This window comes from Bacillus sp. B4EP4a, assembly GCF_006680105.1.
GTDB lineage: Bacteria > Bacillota > Bacilli > Bacillales > DSM-1321 > Peribacillus > Peribacillus simplex_E.
Genome location: NZ_VHIK01000003.1, coordinates 185845 through 202702, shown reverse-complemented (window position 1 = coordinate 202702; position 16858 = coordinate 185845). Strand labels below are relative to the sequence as shown.

Below are 16858 nucleotides of genomic sequence, written 5' to 3'. Positions count from 1 at the left end.
ATTGATGTTTATATTCGCAGGCTCGAAAAACTTCCTAGAGGTGGATGTCCGTGCCATTAAAAAAATCGAATCCTGATCTCATTCTCATTATCGTCACCTTAAGTCTTTTGACTGTTGGATTAATCATGGTTTACAGCGCGAGTGCCATTTGGGCAACATATAAATTTGATGATTCGTTTTATTTTGCTAAAAGGCAGTTGCTGTTTGCCTGCGTTGGTGTCATAGCCATGTTTTTCATCATGAATGTGGATTACTGGACGTGGCGGACATGGGCCAAGATCCTTATCATCATTTGTTTCATTATGTTACTGGCTGTGCTTGTACCAGGTATAGGGATGGCGAGAAATGGTTCGAGGAGCTGGATTGGTGTGGGTGCCTTTTCGGTGCAGCCCTCTGAGTTCATGAAGCTGGCGATGATCGCTTTTTTAGCTAAGTTTTTATCAGAACGGCAAAAGCTGATCACCTCCTTTAAAAAAGGGATGCTTCCATCCTTGGGTTTAGTGTTTTTGGCATTTGGATTGATCATGTTACAGCCGGACCTTGGAACGGGAACGGTGATGGTTGGAACGTGCATCGTTATGATTTTTATATCCGGGGCAAAAATCAGTCACTTTGTTGGCTTGGGGCTAATCGGGGTAGCAGGTTTTATCGGACTGATTTTGTCAGCGCCCTACCGGATAAAAAGGATCACGTCTTTTCTGGATCCTTGGGAGGACCCTTTGGGCAGTGGATTTCAAATGATTCAATCGTTTTATGCAATCGGACCAGGGGGATTGTTCGGATTGGGACTCGGGCAAAGCCGCCAAAAGTTTTTCTATTTACCAGAACCGCAGACTGATTTTATCTTTGCCATACTTTCCGAGGAGCTTGGCTTCATCGGGGGTTCTCTTGTCATTTTATTATTTGCGCTTATGCTTTGGCGGGGCATTCGGATTGCACTTGGTGCCCCTGATTTATATGGGAGCCTTGTAGCGGTGGGAATCATTGCAATGGTCGCCATTCAAGTGATGATCAATATAGGTGTGGTAACGGGTTTGATGCCAGTTACGGGTATCACCTTGCCCCTCTTAAGTTATGGTGGTTCATCACTGACACTCATGTTGATGGCGATTGGGGTGCTCCTGAATATTAGCCGTTATTCAAGGTTCTGAAAATAAGTGAAATATATGGTTTGGCAAAAGGGAAGTTCTGTTAAACGCAGGCTTCCTTTTTTTATGTTGAAAACCCTTGCAGGAAAACGATTTTGGATGGTGCCTTGCCGAAATTTAGAAATAAATGAAATGCCGCTTAAATATTACCATGTATGAATGTTGAGGAATCCACAATAAATATTGGCAATACGTCTTTGTTTAGACTATAGTATAAGAGGGTTAGGCCGTACTGGGGCTTGCTTCTGTTCATTTTTCTGCTAAAAAGGCGTTATTAAACTTGTAATATAAGTGACCTCATGGAAGAGGAAATGAAAATTATAACCTGGAATTTTTGGAACAACAAGGAGGTTTATCATGGATAATGTGATAAAGCAATTAACTGAAATGAAAATCGGCAAAGTTCTTGAACAGGAACCGCTTGCAAATCATACAACTATGAAAATTGGGGGGCCGGCAGATTTATTCATCGTGCCTTTATCCATTGAGAATATAGAAAAAACAATGAAGGTCATCAAAGAAAATGGGATTCCATGGACGGTGATCGGCAGGGGCTCTAACCTACTTGTGAGTGATGGCGGAATTGAAGGTGCCGTGCTTAAATTGGGTAAAGGACTTGATCATCTCGAGATAAATGGGCCGGAGATAAAAGCAGGAGCTGGGGTATCACTTGTCAGCCTGTCCGTACAAATCAGTAAAAAAGGATATGCAGGATTGGAATTTGCCAGTGGGATTCCTGGTTCCGTCGGCGGAGCAGTCTATATGAACGCTGGTGCACACGGTTCAGATATGAGTGAAATTCTCAAGGAGGCACATGTTCTTTTTGAAGATGGAACCCTGGCTTGGCTTTCGAAAGAAGAAATGGAGTTTTCTTATCGAACTTCTCTGCTTCAGAAGAAAAGACCTGGTATCGTACTGGAAGCAATTTTTCAATTGACAGAGGGTGATAAAACCGAAATCGTTGAAAGAATGCAGAATAACAAGAATTATCGTAAAGATACCCAGCCGTATAATCTTCCATGTGCCGGGAGCATATTTAGGAATCCACTTCCACACCATGCTGGTAAATTGGTCGAGAATGCAGGCCTGAAGGGACATTCTATTGGCGGAGCTCAGATTTCACCGATGCACGGGAACTTTATCGTTAACACAGGTAATGGAAGTGCAGCGGATGTTCAAGCGTTGATACAGCATGTGAAGGATACTGTGTATGATAAATTTGAAGTTGAAATGGAAACAGAAGTGGAAATTATCGGCAGAAAATAATAGGATTCATAATATCCAAATATTGTGATATAATGTGTTACCTTTTAAAGTTTGTTAATAACCAAATATAGAGTTTGTCTTGATTTCGCACTGTCAAGAACCATCCATTTTTTCAGGAAGAGGTGAAGGGGATGGAAAAGGGGAAAATCGTTTCCATTGAGGACCGCATCCCGAAATTAAAACAATTAAGAAAAAGCAAAGCAAACAGGCGGCTTGTTCTTTTGCTTTCCCTTTTCTTCATTCTGGTTGCTTGTGTGCTATATTTCTTATCTCCGTTAAGCTATGTGAAATCCGTGCAGGTAGAGGGGAATCGTTATATTACTTCCAAACAGATCATTAAATTGAGTAAGGTGAAGAAGGATCGAAGCATCTGGAAGGTTGATACAGGGGAAGCTGCAGCCAATATCAAAAAAAATCAAGAAATAAAAAGCGTTAAGGTGACACCGATATTTCCTAATTCCATTAAAATTACGGTTTCGGAACATAATAGGATGGCATATCTGTCCAATAATGGGAAGTTTGCACCCATTTTGGAAAACGGGTCCGTTTTAGAGGAGTTGGCAACAGGCGAAATTCCAGTATTTGCCCCTGTTTTAATTGGTTTCAAAGAGGGTAAAGCATTAAAGTTGCTTTTAGAAGAGCTGGACAAGCTTCCAATCGAGATTCAGAATGCCATTTCAGAAATTCATTACGCTCCAACCAAAACTGATGTCTACCATATCGTCATGTATATGAACGATGGGTTTGAAGTAAGTGCGACAAGCCGGACTTTATACGAGAAAATGATTCACTATCCATCAATTGTCAGCCAGTTGGATCCAAATGTAAAGGGAGTCATCGATCTGGAAGTGGGTTCTTATTTTAAGGCATATGAAGACGCTGATCAAAAGGAAGACACTAATGAGGAAAATTAATGGCAAGCGGGTGGTTTTACCCCTGGTTTGCGTGGTGCTCGGATTCATGATAGCCTTCTCTTACAATCTGACCAAAGAAGGTGAAGGTGCAGGGAAGGACAAAGCCTGGGATCAGGAATATGAGCTGAGGCAGAAGCTGATCGAACAGGAGAAGCAGAACCGGGAACTTCAGAAGGAACTCCTTCAGAAGCAAGAAAATGTATCCCAAATAGAAAAAGACTTAGCGCAGGAAAAGCAGCTTTTTTTCAATTTGGCAAAGGATACGGAAAAATACCGTATGTTTCTCGGGAAAGTGAAAGTGAAAGGCTCAGGCCTGCAGGTGACGCTTGAAGATGGTACGGATATGGATTCAGAAGCCAATGTTAATAATTACCTCGTCCATGAACAGCATGTCTTCAAGGTCGTCAATGAACTATACATATCAGGTGCAGAGGCTGTTGCGATTAACGGTCAAAGGTTAAATCATGATTCATACATAATCTGTAATGGGCCTGTGATTACAATCGATGGCCATCAGCATCCTGCTCCCTTCATCATATCTGCGATTGGGGACCCGGATGTCCTGGGTGCTTCACTGGACTTACCCGGTGGCATCAAGGAACAGCTGGTTAATGAGAATATTATCTTTACAGTGGAAAAACAAAAGAATATCATTTTTGATCCAATTATTGGAGGGTGATCAGACCGCCGGATTCGATGAAAGATTGGTGAGAAACTGGAAATGAAAAAAAAGCTTTCTTTTAGTTTGGTTACGTTGATTGCTGGCTTCATGCTCGCTATTCAATTCAATTTGGTGAATCAGCCTGTCGTTTCCGATACAAGGGATATGTGGGAGCTGAAAAATGATTTATTGAAAGAACAGCAGACCCAGGCGGATCTAATAGAGGGTATAGGGAAGCTTGAGGGAAAAATAGCATCCTATGAAACAAAGAAAAATGAGAGTAAAGAAGAAGTATTGCGTGACACCCTGACCGAATTAAAGACAGATGCAGGTTTGACCGAAATTAAAGGTAATGGGGTCATCGTATCTATACAGCCTATCAAAGCAGATCTCCTTCTTGGTGAGAGGGTCGAGTATATTTCACCTGTTTTGATCATTCGGCTCATTAATGAAATGTATAGGTATGGCGCTGACGAAATTTCCATTTCAGGACAAAGGTATATATCAACATCGGTTATTCGTGATATTAATGGGCAGCCGAAAATGGACGGGTATCCTCTTGTTCATTACCCGGTCGAAATACAGGCAATAACCGTTAATCCAAAGAAACTGAAGCAACGCATTGAAGGTTCCGAACTTATGGATGATTTCTTTATAGATAATTTTGAAGTGCAGATCAATGTGCCTTCCGGTGAGTTGACATTGCCGGCTTACCAAAATGCTATTAATGTGGAACATATGGAACCCATTATGGATGGGGGTGAATCGTAATGTGGCTTCCAGTTTTTGGACTATTGATTGGAATCACCCTTGGTTTTTTGGTGGATTTTGATATTCCACATGAATATTCAAATTATCTTTCCATTGCTGTGCTTGCTGCTTTTGATACCTTATTTGGGGGCATAAGGGCCCATTTGCAAAATCTTTATGATGAAGTTGTATTTGTAACAGGATTCTTCTTTAATATTGTTTTAGCCGCAGGTTTGGCTTTTCTAGGTGTACATCTTGGTGTAGACTTATATTTAGCCGCAATCTTTGTGTTCGGTGTAAGGCTCTTTCAAAATATCGCCCTGATTAGAAGGATCCTAATTGAAAAATGGTCCATTTCCCGGAAAAAGCAGAAAAAAAATCTATAATTTTAAAGGGAATTAAGTTATAAATGACGAATAGTTTATGGCAGTATCTAGTTTATTAAGTGTATCAGTCTCGTTGAGAAGCGAACAATAAGCACCATAAGGTGGGAAATCTACGAGTTTTGTTCGGGAAATACTAAATGAACCGCATTTCTATGAAATTCGCGAGTTGTTGTAATCAGTTCTGTTATTCTATAATGTATAAGTCTTCGATATAAAAATGTTATTCTACTAATACATGTATAAAACTGAAGGAGGTGCCATGGAATGAACAGCAACGAAATATACGTAAGTCTTGACATCGGTACATCCAGTGTAAAAGTTATCATTGGGGAAATGGTCAATGACACATTAAATATAATCGGCGTAGGAAATGTTAAATCAGAAGGGCTCAAAAAGGGTTCGATCGTCGGTATAGATGAAACCGTCCAATCCATTCAAAAGGCTATAGAGCAAGCAGAACGGATGATAGGGATGGAGATAAAGAATGTAATCGTCGGCATAAGCGGAAATCACGTGACGCTTCAGCCATGCCATGGGGTAGTAGCGGTATCCAGTGACAATAAAGAAATTACCGAGCATGACGTTTTCCGTGTTAGGGAAGCAGCGGAGTTAATAACGATACCATCCGACAGGGAAATCATCGACGTGGTGCCGATTCACTACAAAGTTGATGAACTTGATGAAATCAGTGATCCAAGGGGCATGATAGGTGTCCGGTTGGAAATGAGAGGGATTTTAATCACAGGTCTTCGGACAATTTTACATAACACACTGCGCTGTGTGGAAAGGGCAGGGTTGGAAATAACCGATATCGCGCTTCAGCCGTTAGCCGCAGGTTCCCTTGTTTTATCCAAGGATGAAAAAGAACTTGGTGTGGCACTTGTCGATATTGGCGGTGGTTCCACGACTCTGGCAATTTTCGAACAAGGCTATTTACAATATACGTCTGTGATACCTATAGGCGGGGAAACACTTACGAAGGACCTTTCCATCGTTCTAAGGACAACGATGGAGGAAGCTGAGAAAATAAAAGTAAAGCATGGACATGCCTTTTATGATGACGCGTCTGAAGATGAAGTATTCCAAATACCGATCATCGGCAGCGATCAGCAACAGACCTGCAACCAGTTAATGCTTTCGGATATCATTGAAGCGCGGGTGACCGAAATATTCGAGTTGATTCAAGATGATTTGAAGAGACTTGGCTTCCAGGATATACCGGGTGGTTTCGTGTTGACCGGGGGCGTCGTCAAGATGCCGGGAGTCCTGGAGCTAGCTCAATATGTGTTCCAAAACCGAGTAAGGACAGCTGAACCGAATTACATCGGTGTCAGGGAGCCCCAATACACGACAGCTGTTGGTTTGATTAAACACGCATGCAAGAAAGAGAGAATGCAAAAAAACACCGCTAATAAAACTCCTGTAGCAGCTGGACAAGCTCAAGAAGATAACGACCAGCGCAGCCAGAAGGTTTCTCAGAAAAACAAAGAGAACACGGCTAAAAAACAAGGTGAAAAAGGTGAATCTAAATTCAAAAAAATCCTGGGTTACTTTTTTGAATAACAATCATTAAGAATCGGGAATTTCGTCAAAATAGGAGGATTGTCATGTTGGAGTTTGATTCTAATCTAGAACAATTAGCAACGATAAAAGTAATAGGTGTTGGCGGCGGCGGAAACAATGCGGTAAACAGAATGATCGAGCATGGTGTACAGGGTGTTGAGTTTATTTCTGTCAATACTGACGCACAGGCTCTTAATCTATCAAAAGCAGAAATCAAAATGCAAATCGGTGGAAAGCTTACTCGTGGTTTGGGAGCAGGTGCCAATCCCGAGGTAGGAAAAAAAGCTGCTGAAGAAAGCAAAGAGCAGATTGAAGAAGCGCTTAAAGGTGCCGATATGGTTTTCGTAACTGCTGGAATGGGCGGCGGTACAGGAACAGGGGCTGCTCCTGTCATAGCGGGCATCGCTAAAGATCTAGGGGCTCTTACAGTGGGTGTAGTTACACGTCCATTTACTTTCGAAGGCCGAAAACGTGCAACACAGGCACAAGGCGGCATTTCATCCATGAAGGAATCGGTTGACACACTGATCGTCATTCCGAACGACCGCCTCCTTGAAATCGTCGATAAAAGCACGCCGATGCTTGAAGCATTCCGTGAAGCCGATAATGTACTTCGTCAAGGTGTACAAGGGATTTCAGATTTAATTGCTGTTCCAGGTCTTATTAACTTGGACTTTGCCGATGTGAAGACAATCATGTCCAACAAAGGTTCCGCACTTATGGGAATCGGGATTTCCTCAGGGGAAAACCGTGCGGCGGAAGCGGCGAAAAAAGCCATTTCCAGTCCGTTGCTTGAAACATCGATTGATGGTGCCCAAGGCGTACTGATGAATATTACAGGTGGCACGAACCTAAGTCTTTTTGAAGTCCAGGAAGCGGCCGATATCGTGGCTACTGCATCCGATCAAGACGTCAACATGATTTTTGGTTCTGTTATCAATGAAAACCTTAAAGATGAAATCGTCGTTACGGTAATTGCAACAGGCTTTAACGAGGTTGAAGCTTCAATACGGCCTACGGGACGTCCAACACTCGGACAACAGCAGCAATCAAGACCTCAGACACAACAAACGCCACAGCCAAACGTGAAGCGTGAAGTGAAGAGAGAAGAAGTCAATGAACAGCCTGCACGTAATGCCAATCAAGGTGATGAGGCCCTGGATATTCCAACCTTCCTCCGTAACCGTAATAGACGCCGTTAATACCGACGTCATATGCCGTTCCCATTTGGGGACGGTTTTTTGTCGTTAATAATGTGAACTCTTAAAAGCAATTGGTGTCAATTGACCTTATAATAATGGGGCGTTTCTCGAGCTTTATCACTCGGACCGAAGTGATAAATGAAATCTGCATTATTGGATCCATGATCTTTTCTGGATGTCCTGTGAGCTGGAAGACGGAATTGTACTGGGTGGAATGCCTTGGCAGAAGGGAGTCCCCATCATTTGTTCACTTTCATTCATTAATGTGAAAAGATGAGAGAGCATTGAACTACCCGCCGCTTCCCGACCTTACGGTCTGATTGAAGTGGGGGATTCCTAAGAACATTAGCCTATTGGCCAAATTTTAATTAGGCTATCCCCGAAGTTCCTACGGTTAGAAGCCTTATGGCTTCGTTCATTAGATTGAGTCCTGCGTTAATATCTCGATCGTGGTGAGTAGAACAAGAAGGACAATCCCATTCACGAAGATTAAGATGTTTAACGTCTTTATTTTGGTACCCGCAGCTAGAACACAGTTGGCTAGAAGCAAACGTTTTAGATACGGACACGATTTGTTTACCATACCATTTTGCTTTGTATTCCAACATTTGTTTGAATTGGTACCAAGATACTTCACTAATCGCTTTAGCTAGTTTGTGATCTTTCATCATATTGGACACTTGCAAGTCTTCCATTCCAATAACATCGTGGTTTTTGATGATTTCGGTTGAGACTTTATGTAAGTAATCCATTCGGGCATTTGAAATTTTTTCGTGTAGGATGGCCACTTTTCTTTTTTGTTTTTGATAATTTTTGGCTTCAGCCAATGGTTTATTTTGATTCAAGGCTATTTCTTGTCGCCTTGAAAGAATTCGTTGTGCTTTGGCCAATTTTTTTTCGACCGTTCCGAAGAACTTTGGGTTTTGATAAACCGTACCATCTGAAAGAATGGCAAAATTCTTCAAACCAACATCTACACCGCACGAACGATTCGTTTTAGGACGTACTTGTACATTGGTTTCCGCTAAAACAGAAATGAAATATTTACCCGAAGGGTTCCGCCTGATTGTGGCATTGATGATTCGCCCTTCGACCTCGCGGCTTTTAGCAAAACGAACTAAACCGAGTTTTGGCAATTTAATTTGGTTTCCAAACATTCCGATATTTCCATTCGTATGTTTAGTCGTGTAGGATTGGACCGGATTCTTTTTCGATTTGAAGCGTGGAGACTTGTTTTGTTTTTTATAATATCGACTATAGGAATCTGCTAAATTTTCTACTGATTTCTGTAAGGCTATACTGTCTACTTCTTTTAGGAAAGAATACTCTTTCTTTAAAGCTGGAAGTTCTTTGATTGTTGCGTATTTATTCAGAAAAGAACCTTTCCATTCATTAGAGGGTAATTGGCCGTTTTGCTTCATTTCTTCACAGATATACCAGTAGGCATCTTTCTCATTTTGCTTGCCTAAAAAGAAGTTATAGACAAAACGGGAGCAGCCGATCGTTTTATTGATGAGAACTAGTTGTTCTTTCGTTGGATAGATTCGAAATTTATAAGCCTTGTTTACGACCATTGGTTCACCCCTTTATAGTTATTATCATTCAGGGAACGTATGTTTGTCAAAAGATTACTTTGGATTATGCCAACCGCCATTCATCTCCCCTTACCGTTGGACTCTCGCCCTTCACACGCTTGAAGAGGGAGTCTTCTGGAGGGAAATGATAAATTATTAAACTTTTATAACATAAATCGACAGAAGTAAAAGGGAGCAGGATAGTCTCTAAGACGGTATTGAAAATATCAATGGCTGTTTTTCTACAAAAAGGGTAAAAATGACTGAAAAACTCTTAAGTTTTCAGTACAAAAAGTGACACACTTTCTAAGGGCAGGTACGCTATACTTTTTGCTAGTGGAAGGTTTGTTAATAAAAGGAGGGGAGGGTGTTTGACTTTATATTTAGATGTAATCTGGTTGTTGAATTGGTTATTTGACTGCCTCCTTTTATATTGGACCGCAATTATTCTTAAACGAAGGGTAGCTCTTTGGCGGGTATGCATCGGCGGGTTGATTGGTTCCTTCATTATCGTATTGGCATTCACTCCTTTTTATGCAATTGCCGACCGAGTGTACATGAAGATTTTAGTATCCCTTGTCATGGTGCTGGCAACCTTTGGGTTTAATAGGTTGAAACTTTTCATGAAATCGGTGGCCACTTTATATTTCGTGACGTTTTTATCGGGAGGAATCCTTCTGGGACTTCACTACTTATTTGAATTCCAAATCGTGTCCAAGGACCCTGGTCAATATGCAGGAATCAACCGTTTTGGCGACCCTGTCAGCTGGATATTCGTAATGATCGGGTTCCCGCTCGCATGGCAATTTTCCAAGCGAACACTAGAAGGGATGGAGATGACCAAGCTTACACATGAACAAATGGTTTCGGTCTCGGTTAAAATCTCTGACTTTGAAGGGGAATTTCATGGATTGGTGGATAGCGGCAATCAACTATATGATCCAATTACACGCTCCCCAGTCATGATCATCTCTCTTTCAGGAGGGGAAACAGGAATTCCGGACGATATGCTAGAACTCTTTAAAAATCCTGATAACCTGATTAGTCAGGAAACGCAGCCCGAATATTCATGGACAGGAAGAATGCGTGTCATCCCTTATAAAGTCGTGGGCCATGAACATCAGCTGTTAACCGCAATCAAACCGGATTACATTAAAATCATTCAAGGAGAAAAAGAATTTCATGTCAAGCAGGGTCTCGTTTCGTTTACCTTTCAGCAACTCTCTCCCGACAATAGCTATCAATCTATCGTTCACCCGAAAATGTTAACCGGGATACCGGTGCAAAATGCCTCCTGAACCATCAATTCACTCTTTAATTTGACCCATAATCCGTTTATTAGAAGGGAGAATTATTTTGAAGAAATTCATTCTTCGGCTCACTTATTTTTGGTACAAACTATTGTTCAAGCTCGGATTGAAAACGGACGAAATATTTTATATAGGAGGGAGTGAGGCACTGCCCCCGCCCCTTTCGAAGGAAGAAGAGGCAATACTGATCAATAAATTACCGAATGGTGATGAAGCTGCACGCTCGATCTTGATTGAACGTAATTTAAGGCTGGTGGTTTATATTGCCAGGAAATTCGAAAATACTGGCATCAATATTGAGGATTTAATCAGCATTGGAACCATAGGTTTGATCAAAGCTGTGAATACATTCAATCCTGAGAAGAAAATAAAACTCGCTACATATGCTTCGAGATGCATCGAGAATGAAATATTAATGTATTTACGCAGAAATAACAAAATCCGTTCTGAAGTTTCTTTTGATGAACCCCTGAATATTGATTGGGATGGAAATGAACTTCTGTTATCCGATGTACTTGGAACGGACGATGACATTATCACGAAAGACCTTGAGGCAAATGTTGACCGTAAGCTGCTGACAAAAGCACTTACACAGTTATCCGAACGTGAAAAACAGATAATGGAACTCCGTTTTGGGCTTGCAGGCGGAGAAGAAAAAACCCAAAAGGACGTTGCCGACATGCTGGGGATTTCCCAATCTTACATTTCACGTTTGGAAAAAAGGATTATTAAGAGGCTTCGTAAAGAATTTAATAAAATGGTGTAAAAAAATAAAGTGCTTAAATGTCAATCAAATCAATACTTTGGTAGCTATATTGAAAAATAATGGGGATTTTCTGTTCTAGCCATGTGCATATTTTTTCCTCCCGCGGAAATACTGTTTTTTGTACAGCGCTCCTGTGAGGAGGGAATAATTTTGTCTCGTAATAAGGTTGAAATCTGCGGTGTGGATACATCAAAATTACCGGTTTTAAAGAATGAAGAAATGAGAAAACTCTTTAAAGAACTGCAAGATGGCGATATTTCAGCAAGAGAGAAACTGGTAAACGGGAATCTTCGACTCGTTCTAAGCGTCATTCAACGCTTCAACAATCGGGGAGAGTATGTAGATGATCTATTTCAGGTAGGCTGTATAGGGTTGATGAAGTCGATAGATAACTTTGACCTAGGTCAAAATGTTAAGTTTTCAACGTATGCTGTTCCGATGATTATTGGAGAAATCAGAAGATATCTTCGTGACAATAATCCGATTCGGGTATCCCGTTCTTTAAGAGACATCGCTTACAAAGCTTTGCAGGTAAAAGAAAAGCTCATAAGCCAGACCCTTCGTGAGCCGACAGCTGAAGAAATCGCCAAGGTGTTGGAAGTACCTCATGAAGAAATTGTTTTTGCACTAGATGCTATACAAGATCCAGTTTCACTTTTTGAACCGATTTATAATGATGGCGGGGATCCGATTTATGTACTCGACCAACTAAGTGATGAAAAAAATAAAGATAGTACCTGGATTGATGAAATAGCTATAAATGAAGGCATGAGACGGTTGAATGACCGGGAAAAAATGATCCTTCGCAAACGGTTTTTCCAAGGGAAGACGCAAATGGAGGTAGCCGAGGAAATCGGCATTTCACAAGCACAGGTCTCCCGATTAGAAAAAGCGGCAATCAAACAAATGAATAAAAATATCCAACAGTAGAAGCTGAGCATGAGAAAAAGTTAGCTGAAGCGGGTAGGGCAAAAATGTCAATACCCGCTTAAAGCTACTTATCCATAGCGGCTTTTTTATTTTGTTGAAAATCCCTTCCGGAAGGGATCGTGATCGAATGGACGTTTATTTATCGTATTCTTCATCCTTGAGCGCATCATGTCATATACATAGGAATAGGACCTTCATCTATGATGAAATTTTGAGGAGCTGAGTGATGTGACCAGGATTTCCGAATTTCAAATTAAGGATATCGTCAATATAGCGGATGGTAAGAAATTAGGTAATATGTCAGATCTTGAAATCAATACGGCCACGGGGAAAATAGAGGCCATCATTGTTTCAAATGGAACTAGATTGATGGGTTTTTTTGGCAGGGAACAGGATATTGTGATCCCATGGCGTAAAATAAAAAAAATCGGTGCAGATGTCATACTTGTTGAGCATCAGACTGTTTTTCAAGCCGAAGTGAAAGATGAACGGTTTTAAAGGTGCGTGGCACAAATATATGATACACTAGACTAAAAATAAAGAGGTTTATAGCATGAAAGAGCCATTTGTTTTAATAAAAGACCAATATATGCTCATTGACAGCTGGAGACAAAAAAATCTCCAGCTCGTAGCGGGCTTCACCACAAAAAATGGGGGAGTCAGTACAGGTGATTTTCAAACATTGAATACCGGTTTTCATGTCGGTGATAAACTTGAAGATGTCCAGGGAAACCGCAGGATTATAGCTGATAAGCTGACGTTTCCGCTTAATGAATGGATAGGCGCCGAGCAGACACATGAAACGAAAATCCATCAAGTTACCAGCCGCGATGGCGGGAGAGGTGCTACGGATTATGATTCAGCCTTTAAAGCGACTGACGGATTCTATACGAAGGACCAAAACGCTCTATTGACCCTTTGCTATGCAGACTGCGTGCCCTTATACTTTCTTGCTCCGGCACATGGTATGATTGGGGTGGCACATGCCGGCTGGAAGGGTACGGTTAATGGAATTGCACGAAAAATGGTTGAGGCATGGCTGAGTGAGGGTATAAGAGCAAGTGAGATATTTGCTGTTATTGGACCGTCGATTTGTTCGAAGTGCTATGTAGTTGATGATTATGTCATGGATTTAGTGCAGAATATGCTGGTAGATATTGACGAAAAGCCCTATAATTTAATCAGTGAAGGACAATATCAGTTAGACCTTAAGCAACTTAATGCATTGATTCTTCAAAAATCAGGAATTCCAAAAAGTCAGATCGACGTTACATCATACTGTACAAGCTGTGATCATGAATTGTTTTTTTCACATCGCCGTGATAACGGGAAGACAGGCAGATTGATGAGTTTTATCGGTTGGAAGGAGGATTTAGAGTAACAGTGAAAGTAGTGGACAATTTAAAAAACATCGAAGAAAAGATAAATAGAGCATGTGAGAATAGTGGAAGGGACCGTGAAGCGATAAAGTTGATCGCAGTGACGAAATATGTTTCGGTCGAGAGAGCGAATGAAGCATTGGAAGCGGGAATACTTGATTTGGGTGAAAACCGTGACGAAGGGCTTTTGACTAAATATGAAGTGCTGAAGGACAAGCCCAACTGGCATTATATCGGTTCTATGCAAACACGCAAAGTAAAGAATGTCATCGATAAAATTTCGTATATCCATTCATTGGATCGCATTTCTTTGGCAGAAGAAATTCAAAAACGAGCAAATGAGCCGATAAACTGTTTAGTGCAGGTGAATGTTTCTGGTGAGGAATCAAAACATGGCCTGGGTCCTGAGGAGACGATGGATTTCGTCAAAGGATTATCCAAGTTTGATAAGGTGAATGTTGCAGGATTGATGACAATGGCTCCACTGACCGATGATGAACAGGTTTTGCGGGAATGCTTCCGCAAACTGAAAGGCATCCAGGTTGAAATACAAAATTTAGAGTTGAAGCATGCCCCCTGTACTGAGTTGTCCATGGGGATGTCCAATGATTTCATGATTGCCATTGAGGAAGGCGCTACAATGATCAGGATTGGTACAGCACTTGTAGGCGAATAATTTTAAGGAGGTACCCTATAGATGTCGTTCGTATCAAAATTTAAATCTTATTTCGCGCTGGATGATGAGTATGAGTACAAGGATGAAATGATGGAAGAAGAGGAGGCTGAACCAAAAGTCGTGAAGTCAGCTAAACAGCATCAGTCCGCTTCTGCAGGGAATCATGCCAATCAGAATATCGTAAGTTTGCAAAGCGTACAGAAATCTTCTAAAGTAGTATTATTGGAGCCTCGTGCTTATGCAGAAGCCCAGGAGGTAGCTGACCATTTAAAAAACAGGCGTGCTGTAGTCGTGAACCTTCAACGAATCCAGCATGACCAAGGAAAGCGAATCATTGATTTTCTAAGTGGGACTGTTTATGCAATCAGCGGGGATATCCAAAAAATCGGAACAGATATATTCTTATGTACCCCGGACAACGTCGATGTTTCCGGTAATATTACCGGCTTCGCCGCCGAAGAGGAGTACGAAGAAGCGAGGTGGTAATGGTTAATGGGTTTAGTGCTTCAGGGTTTATATTATTTAATTGAAATTTATTCAATGGCATTAATCGGTTACATATTGATGTCATGGTTCCCCAATGCAAGGGAGACATCGATTGGTCAATTTCTGGAAAAGATTTGCGAACCGTATTTAGAACCGTTCAGAAAGTTCATCCCGCCACTTGGCATGATCGATCTTTCACCTCTTGTGGCTTTGCTGGTACTTAATTTTGCCAGCGGTTATGGAATCAATTACTTACAGACTTTAATAGGATGATCAACAACTAACCTGACATGATTACTACACAGTCGGAAGATACTCTGCTGTGTAGTAGCAACGCAGAGCCGTTTAATCAATTACTTATGATCGTCCATTAATTTGATAATTAAGGAGCATTTATTCAATCATGAGTATTTATCAGCATTTCAGGCCGGAGGAAAAAGATTTTATTGACCAGGCTATGAATTGGATCGATCAGGTTAAAAATTCCTACGCTCCGAAACTATCTGATTTTCTTGATCCGCGTCAGCAGGAAATCCTTACTTCCTTATTGGGGAATGATCCGGATGCGAAACTGCAATTCAATGGCGGGGGCGATTTCGTAGAGCGAAAACGTGTGCTCATTTACCCTGATTATTACTCTCCTGAACCATCGGATTTCAATATCTCCTTATACGATATCTCCTATCCAAAAAAGTTTGTTACGCTTGAACATAGGCAAATACTTGGAACCTTGATGTCACTAGGGGTAAAACGTGAAAAATTTGGTGATATAATAGTGACGGAGGAGCATACTCAGTTTATAGCTGCCGAGGAGATGGATTCATATCTCACAGGGAATCTGGAGAAAATAGGTAATGCTTCTGTTTCCATCAGACGGCTTCCGATCGAGGATATCGTCCAAGTTAAAGAAAAATGGGAAGAGCAAGTAACCACCGTCAGTTCTCTTAGGCTTGACAGTGTGCTGTCGTCCGTCCTGAACATGTCCCGTCAAAAAACGCAGGCCTTGATAACGTCAGGTAAAGTAAAGGTGAATTTCAAGCAAACGGAAAACGTCTCGGAAGAATGCCGTGAAGGTGATACACTTTCCATCAGAGGTTTTGGCAGATGTAAAATAGCTTCAATCGATGGGAAAACCAAGAAGGATAAGTGGAGAATCTCGTTAGGCAGACAAAAATAATTCAATAAAAAGCAGGATTTATAAATTTATTGTCGAATATAGAGTTTTAACATACTAGAGTAGAAACCGTTCTGGAGGTGCCGTAATGCCCTTAACCCCGATAGATATACATAACAAGGAATTTAACAAAGTATTTCGTGGGTATGATGAAGATGAAGTTAATGAATTTCTCGACCAGGTCATTAAAGATTATGAACTGATTTTGAGGGAGAAGAAAGAACTTGAAGATAAACTGAACGAGACTTTTGATCGTTTGGGACATTTTACGACAATTGAGGGTACACTTAACAAGTCGATTATTGTCGCTCAGGAAGCAGCTGAAGAATTAAGGCGCAATGCCCAAAAAGAAGCGAAACTGATCATAAAGGAAGCAGAGAAAAACGCGGACAGGATCGTCAATGAGTCACTCGTGAAAGCAAGGAAAATAGCGATGGATATTGAGGATTTGAAAAAGCAATCCAAAGTATTCCGGACGCGTTTCAAAATGCTTGTCGGTGCACAGCTCGATTTGCTGGACAATGACGATTGGGATCATCTTCTGGATTATGAAGTGGATGCGACTGAAATAGAATTAAATGAGAGAGTGGAAGAGGAAATTTAAACGATTCCTTGACTTTGAACACTTTTTTCGCATATAATTTTTTAACAATACTATTCATTATGAAATTAG

19 protein-coding genes are annotated in these 16858 nt (G+C 41.1%); 18 read left to right on the top strand and 1 reads right to left on the bottom strand.

The genetic code is table 11. From position 1 onward, the window contains the following. Positions 1–50 precede the first annotated feature (50 nt). From spoVE to ftsZ, 8 genes are all read left to right on the top strand, one after another. Positions 51–1151 carry a stage V sporulation protein E gene (gene spoVE, locus FNK51_RS01430; RefSeq protein ID WP_098371083.1) on the top strand — a complete coding sequence of 367 codons (1101 nt, stop codon included), beginning with the start codon at positions 51–53 and terminating at the stop codon, positions 1149–1151. A 354-nt stretch (positions 1152–1505) separates the two neighbouring features. Beyond that, the gene (murB, locus tag FNK51_RS01425) at positions 1506–2414 is read left to right on the top strand and encodes a UDP-N-acetylmuramate dehydrogenase (RefSeq protein ID WP_141992215.1); all 909 of its coding nucleotides are present in this window, start codon (positions 1506–1508) and stop codon (positions 2412–2414) included. Between the two features lie 131 nt (positions 2415–2545). Then, the gene (locus FNK51_RS01420; RefSeq protein WP_098371081.1) at positions 2546–3328 is read left to right on the top strand and encodes a cell division protein FtsQ/DivIB; all 783 of its coding nucleotides are present in this window, start codon (positions 2546–2548) and stop codon (positions 3326–3328) included. Beyond that, positions 3315–4007: a DUF881 domain-containing protein gene (locus FNK51_RS01415; protein ID WP_098371080.1), complete on the top strand. Its 693-nt coding sequence runs from the start codon at positions 3315–3317 to the stop codon at positions 4005–4007. The genes FNK51_RS01420 and FNK51_RS01415 overlap by 14 nt, the downstream gene beginning before the upstream one ends. 42 nt (positions 4008–4049) lie before the next feature. After that, positions 4050–4760: a DUF881 domain-containing protein gene (locus FNK51_RS01410; protein ID WP_098371079.1), complete on the top strand. Its 711-nt coding sequence runs from the start codon at positions 4050–4052 to the stop codon at positions 4758–4760. Further along, on the top strand, positions 4760–5125 hold the full coding sequence (locus FNK51_RS01405) for a small basic family protein (protein ID WP_098371078.1): 366 nt from the start codon (positions 4760–4762) through the stop codon (positions 5123–5125). The genes FNK51_RS01410 and FNK51_RS01405 overlap by 1 nt, the downstream gene beginning before the upstream one ends. A gap of 264 nt (positions 5126–5389) precedes the next feature. Continuing rightward, entirely contained in the window at positions 5390–6688 is a 1299-nt protein-coding gene (gene ftsA / locus FNK51_RS01400; RefSeq protein ID WP_098371077.1) for a cell division protein FtsA, read from the top strand. Positions 6689–6732: 44 nt separating this feature from the next. Continuing rightward, a complete protein-coding gene (gene ftsZ / locus FNK51_RS01395; protein WP_098371076.1) occupies positions 6733–7890 on the top strand; it encodes a cell division protein FtsZ in 1158 nt (385 codons plus the stop codon). 368 nt (positions 7891–8258) lie between these two features. Here the strand turns inward: ftsZ and tnpB are convergent, their stop codons facing one another. Next, positions 8259–9464, bottom strand: coding sequence for an IS200/IS605 family element RNA-guided endonuclease TnpB (gene tnpB / locus FNK51_RS01390; RefSeq protein ID WP_141992214.1), 1206 nt, complete (start codon positions 9462–9464; stop codon positions 8259–8261). Between the two features lie 371 nt (positions 9465–9835). Here tnpB and spoIIGA point away from each other — a divergent pair, with 371 nt between their 5' ends. The 10 genes from spoIIGA to FNK51_RS01340 all read left to right on the top strand — a co-directional run bounded on the left by spoIIGA (position 9836) and on the right by FNK51_RS01340 (position 16789). Beyond that, positions 9836–10762 carry a sigma-E processing peptidase SpoIIGA gene (gene spoIIGA / locus FNK51_RS01385; RefSeq protein WP_098371074.1) on the top strand — a complete coding sequence of 309 codons (927 nt, stop codon included), beginning with the start codon at positions 9836–9838 and terminating at the stop codon, positions 10760–10762. A 58-nt stretch (positions 10763–10820) separates the two neighbouring features. Further along, on the top strand, positions 10821–11540 hold the full coding sequence (gene sigE, locus FNK51_RS01380) for an RNA polymerase sporulation sigma factor SigE (protein WP_034313874.1): 720 nt from the start codon (positions 10821–10823) through the stop codon (positions 11538–11540). Positions 11541–11690: 150 nt separating this feature from the next. After that, the gene (gene sigG, locus FNK51_RS01375) at positions 11691–12470 is read left to right on the top strand and encodes an RNA polymerase sporulation sigma factor SigG (protein ID WP_034313871.1); all 780 of its coding nucleotides are present in this window, start codon (positions 11691–11693) and stop codon (positions 12468–12470) included. A gap of 228 nt (positions 12471–12698) precedes the next feature. Further along, positions 12699–12968, top strand: a complete 270-nt coding sequence (locus FNK51_RS01370; protein WP_076366653.1) for a YlmC/YmxH family sporulation protein — start codon at positions 12699–12701, stop codon at positions 12966–12968. 55 nt (positions 12969–13023) lie between these two features. Further along, positions 13024–13851 (top strand): peptidoglycan editing factor PgeF, encoded by an 828-nt coding sequence (gene pgeF / locus FNK51_RS01365; RefSeq protein ID WP_141992213.1) that lies wholly within the window; start codon positions 13024–13026, stop codon positions 13849–13851. Between the two features lie 2 nt (positions 13852–13853). Further along, positions 13854–14525: a YggS family pyridoxal phosphate-dependent enzyme gene (locus FNK51_RS01360; RefSeq protein ID WP_141992212.1), complete on the top strand. Its 672-nt coding sequence runs from the start codon at positions 13854–13856 to the stop codon at positions 14523–14525. Positions 14526–14546: 21 nt separating this feature from the next. After that, the gene (locus FNK51_RS01355; RefSeq protein WP_063596306.1) at positions 14547–15011 is read left to right on the top strand and encodes a cell division protein SepF; all 465 of its coding nucleotides are present in this window, start codon (positions 14547–14549) and stop codon (positions 15009–15011) included. 6 nt (positions 15012–15017) lie between these two features. After that, positions 15018–15284 (top strand): YggT family protein, encoded by a 267-nt coding sequence (locus FNK51_RS01350; RefSeq protein ID WP_063596305.1) that lies wholly within the window; start codon positions 15018–15020, stop codon positions 15282–15284. Positions 15285–15414: 130 nt separating this feature from the next. Next, positions 15415–16188: a YlmH family RNA-binding protein gene (locus FNK51_RS01345; protein WP_141992211.1), complete on the top strand. Its 774-nt coding sequence runs from the start codon at positions 15415–15417 to the stop codon at positions 16186–16188. Positions 16189–16273: 85 nt separating this feature from the next. Then, positions 16274–16789 (top strand): DivIVA domain-containing protein, encoded by a 516-nt coding sequence (locus tag FNK51_RS01340; RefSeq protein WP_034313857.1) that lies wholly within the window; start codon positions 16274–16276, stop codon positions 16787–16789. The last annotated feature ends 69 nt before the right edge of the window (positions 16790–16858 follow it).

What these genes read in the sequence shown, in the direction of transcription:
- murB (WP_141992215.1), top strand. Translation starts at nt 1,506, where the DNA reads ATGGATAATGTGATAAAGCAATTAACTGAAATGAAAATCGGCAAAGTT.
- FNK51_RS01420 (WP_098371081.1), top strand. Translation starts at nt 2,546, where the DNA reads ATGGAAAAGGGGAAAATCGTTTCCATTGAGGACCGCATCCCGAAATTA.
- FNK51_RS01415 (WP_098371080.1), top strand. Translation starts at nt 3,315, where the DNA reads ATGAGGAAAATTAATGGCAAGCGGGTGGTTTTACCCCTGGTTTGCGTG.
- FNK51_RS01410 (WP_098371079.1), top strand. Translation starts at nt 4,050, where the DNA reads ATGAAAAAAAAGCTTTCTTTTAGTTTGGTTACGTTGATTGCTGGCTTC.
- FNK51_RS01405 (WP_098371078.1), top strand. Translation starts at nt 4,760, where the DNA reads ATGTGGCTTCCAGTTTTTGGACTATTGATTGGAATCACCCTTGGTTTT.
- ftsA (WP_098371077.1), top strand. Translation starts at nt 5,390, where the DNA reads ATGAACAGCAACGAAATATACGTAAGTCTTGACATCGGTACATCCAGT.
- ftsZ (WP_098371076.1), top strand. Translation starts at nt 6,733, where the DNA reads ATGTTGGAGTTTGATTCTAATCTAGAACAATTAGCAACGATAAAAGTA.
- tnpB (WP_141992214.1), bottom strand. Translation starts at nt 9,464, where the DNA reads ATGGTCGTAAACAAGGCTTATAAATTTCGAATCTATCCAACGAAAGAA.
- pgeF (WP_141992213.1), top strand. Translation starts at nt 13,024, where the DNA reads ATGAAAGAGCCATTTGTTTTAATAAAAGACCAATATATGCTCATTGAC.
- FNK51_RS01355 (WP_063596306.1), top strand. Translation starts at nt 14,547, where the DNA reads ATGTCGTTCGTATCAAAATTTAAATCTTATTTCGCGCTGGATGATGAG.
- FNK51_RS01350 (WP_063596305.1), top strand. Translation starts at nt 15,018, where the DNA reads ATGGGTTTAGTGCTTCAGGGTTTATATTATTTAATTGAAATTTATTCA.
- FNK51_RS01345 (WP_141992211.1), top strand. Translation starts at nt 15,415, where the DNA reads ATGAGTATTTATCAGCATTTCAGGCCGGAGGAAAAAGATTTTATTGAC.
- FNK51_RS01340 (WP_034313857.1), top strand. Translation starts at nt 16,274, where the DNA reads ATGCCCTTAACCCCGATAGATATACATAACAAGGAATTTAACAAAGTA.